At 57.4% G+C, this 11,600-nt stretch carries 10 protein-coding genes; 6 read left to right on the top strand and 4 right to left on the bottom strand.

What is annotated here, in order from left to right; all coding sequences use genetic code 11:
- Window positions 1-9 precede the first annotated feature (9 nt).
- The 3 genes from K7A42_RS04595 to K7A42_RS04585 all read right to left on the bottom strand — a co-directional run bounded on the left by K7A42_RS04595 (window position 10) and on the right by K7A42_RS04585 (window position 3,790).
- Window positions 10-1,206, bottom strand: a complete 1,197-nt coding sequence (locus tag K7A42_RS04595) for a polysaccharide biosynthesis/export family protein (protein ID WP_006698533.1) — start codon at window positions 1,204-1,206, stop codon at window positions 10-12.
- 376 nt (window positions 1,207-1,582) lie between these two features.
- On the bottom strand, window positions 1,583-2,611 hold the full coding sequence (locus K7A42_RS04590) for an acyltransferase family protein (protein ID WP_282454908.1): 1,029 nt from the start codon (window positions 2,609-2,611) through the stop codon (window positions 1,583-1,585).
- A 54-nt stretch (window positions 2,612-2,665) separates the two neighbouring features.
- Window positions 2,666-3,790 carry a glycosyltransferase family 4 protein gene (locus tag K7A42_RS04585; protein WP_112636740.1) on the bottom strand — a complete coding sequence of 375 codons (1,125 nt, stop codon included), beginning with the start codon at window positions 3,788-3,790 and terminating at the stop codon, window positions 2,666-2,668.
- Between the two features lie 427 nt (window positions 3,791-4,217).
- On the opposite strand from K7A42_RS04585, the gene K7A42_RS04580 reads away from it, so the two are divergent.
- From K7A42_RS04580 to K7A42_RS04560, 5 genes are all read left to right on the top strand, one after another.
- Complete coding sequence (locus K7A42_RS04580) at window positions 4,218-5,744, top strand: ABC transporter substrate-binding protein (RefSeq protein WP_282454907.1); 1,527 nt, start codon at window positions 4,218-4,220, stop codon at window positions 5,742-5,744.
- 106 nt (window positions 5,745-5,850) lie between these two features.
- Entirely contained in the window at window positions 5,851-6,792 is a 942-nt protein-coding gene (locus tag K7A42_RS04575) for an ABC transporter permease (RefSeq protein ID WP_162719241.1), read from the top strand.
- Entirely contained in the window at window positions 6,792-7,667 is an 876-nt protein-coding gene (locus K7A42_RS04570; protein ID WP_004438752.1) for an ABC transporter permease, read from the top strand. The genes K7A42_RS04575 and K7A42_RS04570 overlap by 1 nt, the downstream gene beginning before the upstream one ends.
- Before the next feature lies 1 nt (window position 7,668).
- Window positions 7,669-8,892: an amidohydrolase/deacetylase family metallohydrolase gene (locus tag K7A42_RS04565; RefSeq protein ID WP_004438755.1), complete on the top strand. Its 1,224-nt coding sequence runs from the start codon at window positions 7,669-7,671 to the stop codon at window positions 8,890-8,892.
- Between the two features lie 82 nt (window positions 8,893-8,974).
- Entirely contained in the window at window positions 8,975-9,469 is a 495-nt protein-coding gene (locus K7A42_RS04560) for a RidA family protein (RefSeq protein ID WP_004438756.1), read from the top strand.
- A gap of 6 nt (window positions 9,470-9,475) precedes the next feature.
- Here the strand turns inward: K7A42_RS04560 and K7A42_RS04555 are convergent, their stop codons facing one another.
- Window positions 9,476-10,312 carry an IclR family transcriptional regulator gene (locus K7A42_RS04555; protein WP_072493551.1) on the bottom strand — a complete coding sequence of 279 codons (837 nt, stop codon included), beginning with the start codon at window positions 10,310-10,312 and terminating at the stop codon, window positions 9,476-9,478.
- 88 nt (window positions 10,313-10,400) lie between these two features.
- Here K7A42_RS04555 and K7A42_RS04550 point away from each other — a divergent pair, with 88 nt between their 5' ends.
- Window positions 10,401-11,597: an aminotransferase class V-fold PLP-dependent enzyme gene (locus K7A42_RS04550; protein WP_282454906.1), complete on the top strand. Its 1,197-nt coding sequence runs from the start codon at window positions 10,401-10,403 to the stop codon at window positions 11,595-11,597.
- Window positions 11,598-11,600 lie beyond the last annotated feature (3 nt).

Genomic DNA, 11,600 nt, shown 5'->3' with positions numbered 1-11,600 from the left:
CGCCGGAGGTCAGAAAGCCCGGATGGCGTTGCGGGTGGCCAGCACATCTTCAGCAACATTGCCTGTGGTAGCGGGCACGGAGCCGACGAGATCCAGGAATTTGTAGAGTTCGGTGGCCTGCGAGTTCGTGACATAGATGATGTCGCGATCCTGCATCGGGAATTTCGTGCTGGCAAAGAAGGTCGAGGGATCGCGCAGATTGGCACGGAAAATGACCGGAACGTCCTGGCCCGCGAATTTGGACGTGTTGATGCCGAGCTTCACGAGAAGATCGCGCTTCACGATGCGGTAGACGTAGACTTGGGCGGGATCTGCACGGGAGTCGAGCAATCCGCCCGCCTTGCCAAGGGCGTCCGAGAGCTTGAGATCGGCGTCCTCGAACTCGAAACGGCCGTTGAGGCCGGAAGCGCCGAAGGCGAGATAAGTGCGGCGCTCCCGCTCCACCATGATGGTGTCGCCCGGCACCACATAGATGTTTTCCGAAGGCGTGCTGACAAGGTGATTATAGTTGACGCGGGCCGTTTTCCCGCGCCGAATGAGCGTGACATAGGACTCTATGTTGGGAGCACTCAGGCCTTTGGCGTAAGAGATGACGTCAAGAACGCGATCACCTGCTTCCGACAGCTGCACCTTTGTCGGCTCTTTGACGTCGCCAAGAACCGAGGCCTGTGCGGAGCGGCTGGAAATCTTGGTGATCAGAACCTGCGGCTCGATGGCGCGATTTGCCAGGCGCTCCTCGATTTCACTCTGCACATCCTCGACATTGCGGCCGGTTGCGCGGATCTTGCCAGCATAGGGAACGCTGATATTGCCTTCCCGGTCGACCGTCTGGTTGGGGAGGCTTATGAAGTTACCCGGGCGGCTGCCTGCATCGTTTGGAATGAACAGGCCGCCCGCCTGGCTTTCGAAAATGGCAACCTGGACTACGTCGCCGACACCCATCGGCAATGCCGGGACGCCGCCCTTGCCACCACCGAAGCTGCCGAGCAAGGTGGTCGTGGTGGTATCACCGACATAGTTAAGGACGGAGCTGTTAATGTCGATAAGCGCATAATCCACGCCTGCTGTTTTTTTCTTGTCCTTTGATCCGAATTTTACGGAGGCGTTGGATTCGATTGTGGCTGCGTCGGGGCCAGATGCCGCTGTGACAGTGCAGCCTGCCAGAGCCGCAGAGGCGAGCAGAATCGAAACATTCAATAAACGCATTTGGTCCTCAAAATGAATATCGTCCGAAAAGCGGGAAAAACGGACACGTATAGGTTTTTAAAAAATGATCACTTCGTAAATAACGCCGGCACAGAAAATCTCAGCCGGTTTGCATTACCTAAATTGATGTGTCCGTCTCGGACCGCGCCTATTTAGATAACGCGTCAATATTTGACTGGTCGGCATAATTACTTTGATCGCTGCATTCCGCTAGTGCAGTTTTGTCACTATATGTGATTTTTTTCAATTGATCAGGGATTCTTACAAGCGGCTGTTTTTAAAGGGAGTTTTCATTTTTTTGATATAGTTTTTCTCAAAAAAAATTTTCGCAGACTATGAAGTCACTTTCATCACCGGACTCGGGATTTTACTTTCATTATCGCATGGACATCTGTTGCTCTGTAGAGCTGGTGGTAAGTCGCTGATGTGCAGAGGCGGGCAGAGCCACCCATTCATGTATGCCGAAACGTATTGCGGCCATTTGAAAGAGCGCAGGCAACGCAACGCCCACAATCGTTATGGTTGCTGTCAAGCTTGCCATGTCAGTTACGTGGAGTAACTTGGTCGCGACGGCCCGGCCGAAACCGATAGCAATAATATGCATTACGTAAATTCCGACGGATAATTGGCCGATTGTCTTGAGTGTTGATGCAATTGCGTTTTCGCGAATAACCAGCGCCTGCGAAATAGCAACAGTCATCACTATTCCGAGGATAGCCGACAGGAATGGAAGCCGTTCAGGAACCTCAATTTTCCAGGAGAAATAGGTGGCAATCAAAAAGGCTGCCAAGATCCCCATGAACGAGCGCGTCGTGTATCGCATCTGCTGGAAGTCGTATTGTTTAGCGGCGATGCCGAGTGTGAAATAGAGAAACCCGTAGGCAACGTCCAATTGGACCCACTGGTTCTGGATATAAAACAAACCGAACAGTATGAGTGCGAATGCCACCCGGAGGAAGACGGGCACCCAACTCAATGAATAGGAGGCAAGGTGGCAGAAAAAGAGCGAGTAAAGAAACCAGAAGGGACTTATCGGGCTCCACAGGATTTCCAGGACTCTGTTTAGATCGATGATCGTGTTTGTGAGGCCCAATCGCCCCATCATCACCATCAGACTTCCATGGAGAACTGACCAGAAGAAATAGGGGTAGACGATATTTTTTCCAAGCTTGCCAAAAAAGCGCCCTGGGGCGGTAGCCTGTCCGGAGAAGAATAATCCCGACAAGAAGAAAAAAAACGGCATATGGAAGGTGTAGATAGCATAGTCGCAAAAACCCATAAGGCTGAAGTGCGGCGGCGCTCCGGAGCCGTTTAGACCTCTTTCCGCATGGCCAAAGACAACGAGAATTATACAGAGACCTTTGGCGACATCATAAATATTATCTCGCGGCTTTTGTGGTTTCATTATGCGCTCGATAGAGGTTCCCGGGGGTGGATGTTGGTTGAGGGCGTGCCCTAGTCATGCCCGTTCAGCGAGCGCGAAATTGACGGTGTCGGCGAATTCCCTCAGGAAACGTTCGCGGGAGAAACGGGCGGCATTGTCGATGCAGGCGGTCTTGTCGAAGCGGTCGGAATTGTCGACGAACTCCTGCACAGCGCCGCAGATCGCTTCAGGCGTCTGTTCGCGGAAATAAAGGCCCGTGGGCTGGTTGGAGCCGCCGAGCGGGATGACGGTTTCCAGCACGCCGCCCTTTCCATAAGCGATCACCGGCGTGCCCAGAGCCTGGGATTCGACGGGGACGATGCCGAAGTCGTCTTCCGCCGCAAAGATGAATGCCTTGGCTTCCGCCATGTATCTGTGAAGCTCCTCATTGCCGACAAACCCCAGGATTTCGATATTGGGAGTTGCGATATCGCGAATGCGCTTCATGTCCGGGCCGTCTCCGATGACAACGAGGCGCCTGTCGGGCATTTTGGCGAAGGCTTCGACGATCAGATGCACTTTTTTGTAGGGCACCAGCCGTGATGCAGTGACGAAATAATCGCCCTTGCGGTCAGAGGGAGAGAGGTGGGAGGTATCCACCGGGGGATAGATCACCGTGGAATCCCGCCCATAACACTTGCGCACCCGGTTGCGGATGAATTTGGAGTTGACGGTCATCAGGTCGACACCGTTGGCGGTGCGGATGTCCCACATGCGGATATAATGTAGGATGGCGCGGGCGATCCACGAGGCGAAGCCGTGCGTCAGCCGCGTTTCCTTGAGGTACTGATGCTGAAGATCCCACGCATAACGGATGGGGCTGTGGATATAGGAAACGTGAAACTGGCCCGGCCCGGTGATGACGCCTTTGGCGACCGCATAGCTTGAGGAAATGACGAGATCATAACCGCTCAGATCGAATTGCTCGATGGCGAGCGGCATCAGCGGCAGGTAAGAGCGATATTTCTTCCGGGCGAAGGGCAGCTTCTGGATGAAGGAGGTATTCACCGGGCGGCCGCCGAGAAAGCCGCGATCACGCTCGCTCATGAAATCGACGAGGCAAAAAAGATCTGCCTGAGGATAGATTTCGAGAAGGTTGTGAAGGACCTTTTCAGCCCCACCCCTATCGGTGAGCCAGTCATGGACGATCGCCGTCTTCATAGTTTCCTCAATAATATCAACGTAATAAAAATTTGTAATCCGACCTGTAAATAAGCCGGCAGTATCGAATATCAATCTTGTCTTCACCCGCAAAAGCGCGGCTGCGAAGACGAAACAATGCGAAAATAATATGGACGCAGGGTTATGTCTGTCGGAATCCTGTCCTGCTCCGTCTCTTGAATAGCATCTTGTTCGCAGATGCGAAATATCCCGCTTCCTAATTTCCTGACATCTGCGCCGACCCGGCGTCTGGCTGTGGCTGCCGAAAGCGCGCCGGGCGGGCGGCGCGTACCAAAATGCTTCCCCATCGGTCTGGTAATCATTCCTCCTTGCTTCAAGGTTATTGACAAGGCGTCGCAGCAAGATATTCTGTTATAAAGATGCATATAACATAATAATGGAACACAGAAGAGCTGGGAGCTTGACCATGAGACGTAAAATTGCATTTCTCGCCACCGCCGCTTTGTTGCTTGCACCGGGTGTGATGATGGCCCAGGAAAAGGGCGGCGTGATCAATATCGCCACCATCGGCGAGCCGCCGACATTGGACCCCATGGCGTCTACCGCCGATCTCGTCGGCATCGTCACACAGCATATTTTCGAAACGCTCTATACTTTCGACAAGGGCTGGAAGGTGACGCCGCTGCTGGCGGAAAGCCTGCCCGAGATCAGCGCAGATGGCAAAACCTACACGATCAAGCTCAGACAGGGCATCAAGTTCCACGACGGCAGCGACATGACGTCTGAAGATGTCGTCGCCTCGCTCGGACGCTGGATGAAGATCGCCTCGCGCGGCAAGCAGGCAGCCGGCTTTATCGAGAATATCTCCGCACCCGACGCCGGTACGGTGGCGATCACCCTCAAGCAGCCCTATGCTCCGCTCACCTCGCTGCTCGCGTTCAACAATTCCGCGGCGATCATCCTGCCGGCCGAAAAGCAGGCGGAGCCGATGGCCGAATTCATCGGCACCGGTCCCTATATGCTTAAGGAACGCAAGGCCGACCAGTATATCCAGCTCGTGCGCTTCGATGGCTACAAGTCCCGCGGCGGCGAAAGCGACGGTTACGGAGGTGCGCGCCATCAATATCTCGATGAAATCCGCTTCGTTCCGGTGCCTGATCCGAACACCCGCGTCGAAGCCGCCGTTTCGGGCCAATACGACTATGTCGATTCCATTCCTGTGGAATCCTTCGAGAAGGTGAAGTCGTCCTCCGCCTCGCAGCCGTTGATGCTGAAGCCCTTCGGCTATCCGGTCTTCGTCTTCAACACCAAGGAGGGACTGTCCTCAAAGCTTGAGGTTCGCAAGGCGGTGACGGAAGCGCTGAACATGGAAGACATGCTCGCGGCGGCTTTCGGCAGCACGGATTTCTACGCGCTCGACGGCGCTTATTATCCCGACAACTTCTCCTGGCATTCAGAAGAAGGTGTCGAGGGCAACTATAATGTCGGCAATCCGGAAGCCGCCGCCGAAAAGCTGAAGGCGGCCGGTTACAATGGTGAGCCGCTGCGCATCCTTACCAGCCGCCAGTATGAGTTCCATTACAAGATGGCGCAGGTTGCTGCAGAATATCTGAAACTGGCCGGTTTCAAGGTGGATATGCAGGTGGTGGACTGGGCGACGCTGACACAGCGCCGCGCTGACCCGAAGCTCTGGGATATTTATATCAGCCACAGCCCGTTCCTGCCGGAACCGGCGCTGATGGGCGCGCTTTCCACGAGCTCGCCGGGCTGGTGGGATACGCCGGCACGCAAGGCTGCGGTTGATGCCTTCACTGCCGAAGTCGATCCGGATAAACGCATCGCTCTCTGGGCCGATGTGCAGAAGACGATCTATGCCGAGCTGCCGCTTCTCAAGATCGGTGACTTCAATGCCGTGGCGGCGAAGTCCAACAAGCTGGAAGGCGTCGATCCCGCTCCGTGGCCGTATTTCTGGAATGCCTCGGTCACAAAATAAAGCCAGGACGGCAATCGGGTGCCGGGCTGCCGGCACCCTTCAGCAGCTTCGCTTCAACTATCTCGCATAAGTGGTCCGCCACTTTTGCGATCAGGAGCTTTTATTCGTGATACGGTATATCTTCCAGAGACTTGCGGGAATGATCGTGGTGATGTTCCTCGTCGTCACCATCGTTTTCGTCATCCTGCGCGTCACGCCCGGAGACCCGGCCGCCGTGATGCTGGGGCCGGATGCCTCGGCACAGGACATTGCGGAACTGCGCACCAGCCTCGGCCTCGATCAGTCGCTTGGGGTGCAATATGTCTACTATATCGGCCAATTGCTGAAGGGCGATCTCGGCCAGTCGATCTTTCTCAATATGCCTGTCGGATCAGCCCTGCTGGATCGGGCCGAACCGACCTTTTTCCTGACAATCTTTTCACTGCTAATCGCCAGCGTCATCGCTCTCCCGATCGGCATCTATGCCGCTTACCGGCGCGGCTCGTTCGTGGACCAGGCCGCAACGACGGTGGCGATGCTGGCGGCGAGCATTCCGAGCTTCTGGCTCGGCCTCATCCTCATGCAGGTCTTCGCCGTCAGGCTCGATATGTTCCCGGTATCGGGGTATGGCGGGCCGGGGTCGAGTTTCGCCGAGCGCATGTATCATCTGACGTTGCCGGCCATCGCGCTCGGCCTCGTGTCCTCCGCCCTCATTCTGCGCTTCACCCGCGCCTCTATGCTGGATGTCCTCGGTGACGACTATGTCCGCACCGCGCGCGCCAAGGGCGTCAAGGAGCGTCGGGTGGTGATGAAACATGCGCTGAAGAATGCGCTTATACCCATCCTCACCGTGCTTGGCCTCACCGCCGCCGTGCTGATTTCGGGCGCGGTGGTAACGGAGACGGTCTTTGGCTTGCCGGGGGTCGGAAATCTCGTCGTCTCGGCGGTACTCCGGCGTGATTATCCGGTCATCCAGGGCGCGCTTCTCGTTATCGCCGGGCTCTACGTGCTCATCAATTTTGCAATCGACATGCTCTACCTGCTGGTCGATCCGAGGGTTCGCTACTGATGGCCGATATCGTTTCCACCGTTCCCCCGGCACGCAACCCGACCGTCCTGTTCATTCGGCGTCTCCTGAAGCGCAAGACAGTCGCCGCCGGCCTGCTCGTGCTGCTTGTCTTCGTGCTGCTTGCGGTTTTCGCGCCGATGATAGCGCCGTACTCGCCCTCAAAACTGTCGATCGTGAACCGCCTGAAGCCGCCGAGCGAACTTTATTGGTTCGGCACCGATGAGTTTGGTCGCGACGTCTTTTCCCGTACCATATATGCCGGAAGACTGTCGCTTCTGGTCGGGGCCGCCGTGGTGGCGCTTTCGGCGCTGATTGGCATCACGCTCGGCCTGCTTGCCGGTTTCTTCCAGAAACTGGATACGCCGATCGCGCGGCTGATCGATGCGATGATGGCGTTTCCTGATATTCTGCTGGCGATTGCGCTGGTGGCGGCTCTCGGCCCGTCGCTGACGACTGTCATCATCGCGCTCGCCGTCGTTTATTCGCCGCGCCTTGCCCGCATCGTGCGCGCCTCGACGCTGGTAATTCGTGAGTTGCCCTATGTGGAGGCGGCAAAGGCGCTCGGCATTTCCACTTTCCACATCATGACACGGCATGTCCTGCGCAATCTCGTCTCGCCAATCCTCGTGCAATGCACCTTTCTTTTTGCCAGCGCCATGCTGGCGGAGGCCGGCCTGTCGTTTCTGGGACTCGGTGTCAGCCCCGAAATTCCAACGTGGGGAACCATGATTTCCGCCGGCCGCCAATATATCGGACAGGCCGATTGGATGACCTATTTCCCTGGCTTTGCAATCATTCTTTCCGTGCTGTCGCTGCAAATGGTTGGCGATGGACTGCGGGACATGCTCGACCCAAGACTGCGAAGGGATTTGTAATATGACATCAGGTGAACAGGCAAAAACGCCTCTTCAAGCTCCCATTCTTCTCACCAATGTCAAACCTGTCGGTTTCGGAAAAGGTGCGTCTGAGGCTTCAACCGATATTCTGATCGGCGGCGACGGCAAGATTGCCGCGGTAGGCTCTGCCCTGCAGGTGCCTGCGGATGCGCAGCGTATCGACGCCAAGGGTGCCTTCATTTCGCCCGGCTGGGTCGATCTGCACGTGCATATCTGGCACGGCGGCACCGACATCTCTATCCGCCCCTCCGAATGCGGGGCCGAGCGCGGCGTAACCACACTGGTGGATGCCGGTTCGGCGGGCGAGGCGAATTTCCACGGTTTCAGGGAATATATCATCGAACCCTCAAGGGAGCGCATCAAGGCCTTCCTCAACCTCGGCTCCATCGGCCTCGTTGCCTGCAACCGGGTGCCTGAACTGCGCGACATCAAGGACATCGATCTCGACCGTATCCTCGAATGTTACGCGGAAAACAGCGAGCATATAGTCGGCCTGAAGGTGCGGGCGAGCCATGTCATCACCGGCTCCTGGGGTGTGACGCCGGTCAAGCTCGGCAAGAAGATCGCCAAGATCCTGAAAGTGCCGATGATGGTACATGTGGGCGAGCCACCGGCCCTTTACGACGAGGTTCTGGAAATTCTCGGCCCCGGCGATGTCGTGACCCACTGCTTCAACGGCAAGTCGGGCTCCAGCATCATGGAAGACGAGGACCTGTTCAACCTTGCCGAACGCTGCGCGGGGGAAGGCATCCGGCTGGATATCGGCCATGGCGGCGCATCCTTTTCCTTCAAGGTTGCGGAAGCCGCGATTGAACGCGGGTTGCTTCCGTTCTCCATCTCTACGGATTTGCATGGCCATTCGATGAATTTCCCCGTCTGGGATCTGGCAACCACCATGTCGAAGCTGCTCTCCGTGAACATGCCCTTCGAAAACGTGGTTGAAGCCGTGACCCGTAACCCCGCCTCCATCATCCGCCTCGATATGGAAAACCGTCTCGAGGTTGGTCAGCGCGCAGATTTCACTGTTTTTGATCTTGTCGATGCCGATCTGGAAGCGACCGATTCCAACGGCGACGTGTCGCGCCTGAAGCGCCTGTTCGAGCCGCGTTACGCGGTTATCGGCGCGGAAGCCATCGCGGCCAGCCGTTACATTCCAAGGGCGCGCAAGCTGGTGCGCCACAGCCATGGTTATTCCTGGCGCTGACCCCGACTGATAGGGCGGAGGTCCTTCCTCCGCCGTTCGCAGCCATTACGGGAAACCGCTCCCGGCATTATGAGGAATTCGCGTGAAACAGTCTTCGCTCGACGCAGAAGGGCACGTCTCGCCCTATGACCGGCTCGCCGCGCTCGGCATCTCCCTGCCGCCGCCGCCGCCGCCGATTGCCAATTTCGTCACGCATGTGGTGGAAGGCAACATGCTTTATCTTTCGGGCCAAGGGCCGCGGGAAGAAAATGGCCACCTCTATGCCGGCAAGGTGGGCGCGGAAATCGGGCTGGAAGAGGCCTATAACCATGCGCGTCTCACCGGCATCAACCTGCTTGCCGTCATGCACGAGGCGCTGGGCGATCTGTCGCGGGTGAAGAAGGTGGTGAAGCTGCTCGGCATGGTCAATGCCGTCAGCGATTTCCGCGATCACCCGAGCGTCATCAACGGCTGTTCCGATCTCTTCATCGATGTGTTCGGCGATGCGGGACAACATGCCCGCTCTGCCGTGGGCTTCGGCTCACTGCCGGGCAATATAACCGTCGAAATCGAAGCCATCGTCGCGCTCAAGGGTTGAGGCCGTTCAATGGTTGCGCCAGCCCATCAGCTTTTCGATCCGTTCCGCCGAGACCCTGACCTGCTCGGTGTAGTGGTTCTCGTCCGCCAGCACCTTCTGCTCGGGCAGCACGATGGAAATCGTCGCAACGCATTCGCCCCTGTTGTCGCAAATCGGCGAAGCGATGCATGCCACGGCGTAATCGGACTCGGCGACCTGGATCGACAGCCTGTCATGGAAGGCCGCCGCCGCAGACTGGGACAGCGTTTCCGGGTTGATTTCGGCGCGTCCGGTCGGCGAGGAACGGGCGCAGCGACGGAAAAGTTCGAGACGTTCCGCCTCCGGCAGATGCCCGACAAGCAGACGTCCGGACGCCGTCCAGTTCAAGGGAACGCGGGTGCCGACACGGGACGCGACCTGAAAATGGCTCGGTCCATCCGCCATGGCCAATACCAGCATATGGTCGCCATCGCGGCCGCAAAGCTGCACCGTCTCGCCCGCATGGCGGCAGAGATCGTGCATTTCGTGGGTGGCGACACCCATGAAGTCGAGCGAGCGGGCATAGGCAAGACCGTAGTGGTAAAGCCGCGCGCCGAGCCAGATATTGCCATCGGCATTGCGCGCCAGCATGTTCTTTTCGATGAGATCGTCGATGATCACATAGACGGTGGACAGCGGGGCCTTGATCGCCTTGGCAATGGCGTAAGCGCCGGCGGGGGATCCGGTTTCATAAAGGTAATCAATAACCTGAAGGGCGCGGTCGATGCCGCTGACGCGAGAGCGCTTGGCCACCTTCGCGTCCGGGTTTTCCGCCGTATCGGGAAGGGCGGATAAAGGCGTTTCGTCCAGCTTATGGGCGTCCAATTTTGGCTCCTCATCATTTTTGAGAAGCTATTACATTATTATGGCATATATGTCGATGCCCATTGCATCGCAAAGACAGGAGAAAGACATGACCGAGGATATCAGAAGCAGGATCGGCCTTCGCCCGGTCATCAACGTCTCGGGAACCATGACCTCGCTCGGCGCTTCCATCGTCGTTCCGGAAGCGGTTGAAGCCATGGCGGCCATCCTGCCGCAATTTGTCGAGATCAACGATCTGCAGCGCAAGGCAAGTGCAGTGATTGCGAGGCTGACGGGGGGCGAGGCCGGTTTCGTCACGGCCTCCTGCTCTTCAGGCATCAGCCTTGCGGTGGCGGGCGCCATTACCGGCAATAATCTGCTGGCCATCGAAAAGCTGCCCGATGTCGCGCCTGAGAAGAACGAAGTGCTGGTGCAGATGGGGCATGTGGTGAGTTATGGCGCGCCGGTGGATCAGGCCATCCGGCTCGGCGGCGGCAAGGTGGTGCTGATCGGGCAGGCAACATCGACCCACCGTTTCCATATGGAAAACGCCATCACCGAAAAGACGGCTGCCGCTGTCTATGTCGTCTCGCATCATGTGGTGGATTACGGTCTGCTGCATCTTTCCGAATTCGTCGAGATCGCCCACGCCAAGGGTGTCCCTGTCATTGTCGATGCCGCTTCCGAATACGACCTGAAGCTGTTTTTGGCCACGGGTGCGGATGTCGTGCTCTATTCCGGCCACAAGTTCCTCGGCGGACCCACCTCGGGCATCGTCGCGGGTAAGAAGGAACTGGTGCGTCATGCTTTCCTTCAGAATATGGGCATCGGCCGCGGCATGAAAGTCGGCAAGGAAAGTATCTATGGCGTCATGGCGGCGCTTGAGGCCTGGGAAAAGCGGGACCATGCCGGAATTCGCGAACGGGAAACCGGTTATCTCAACCTCTGGAAAAGGACGCTGGATGGACGGCCGGGCGTGACGGCGTTGATCGAGCCCGACCCGACCAACAACCCGCTCGACCGGCTGCGCGTTATCATCAATGCCGAAGAAGCGCATATTACGGCATGGGACCTGACAACGGCGCTGGCCAAGGGTAATCCGCCGATCATCACCCGTGATCACGAGGTGGAGCATCATTATTTCTATCTTGACCCCTGCAACCTCCATCCCGGCCAGGAAACCATCGTAGCGTCCCGTCTGGCGGAAGAGCTGGATAGGGCGCGCGCCTCCAACGAGGTAATTGCGACACCGTTCGAAGACCGCAGCCGCCACCGTTTCGACGGCATGCTGCGCTGGCCGGACTAATAA

Source organism: Agrobacterium sp. InxBP2, assembly GCF_026191755.1.
In the GTDB taxonomy this organism is placed as follows: domain Bacteria; phylum Pseudomonadota; class Alphaproteobacteria; order Rhizobiales; family Rhizobiaceae; genus Agrobacterium; species Agrobacterium pusense.
This window is presented reverse-complemented; position numbering and strand designations above follow the sequence as displayed.

Bases quoted from the DNA above. Each gene is read 5' to 3' on its own strand.
- K7A42_RS04595 (WP_006698533.1), bottom strand. From the start codon at position 1,206: ATGCGTTTATTGAATGTTTCGATTCTGCTCGCCTCTGCGGCTCTGGCA.
- K7A42_RS04590 (WP_282454908.1), bottom strand. From the start codon at position 2,611: ATGAAACCACAAAAGCCGCGAGATAATATTTATGATGTCGCCAAAGGT.
- K7A42_RS04585 (WP_112636740.1), bottom strand. From the start codon at position 3,790: ATGAAGACGGCGATCGTCCATGACTGGCTCACCGATAGGGGTGGGGCT.
- K7A42_RS04580 (WP_282454907.1), top strand. From the start codon at position 4,218: ATGAGACGTAAAATTGCATTTCTCGCCACCGCCGCTTTGTTGCTTGCA.
- K7A42_RS04570 (WP_004438752.1), top strand. From the start codon at position 6,792: ATGGCCGATATCGTTTCCACCGTTCCCCCGGCACGCAACCCGACCGTC.
- K7A42_RS04565 (WP_004438755.1), top strand. From the start codon at position 7,669: ATGACATCAGGTGAACAGGCAAAAACGCCTCTTCAAGCTCCCATTCTT.
- K7A42_RS04550 (WP_282454906.1), top strand. From the start codon at position 10,401: ATGACCGAGGATATCAGAAGCAGGATCGGCCTTCGCCCGGTCATCAAC.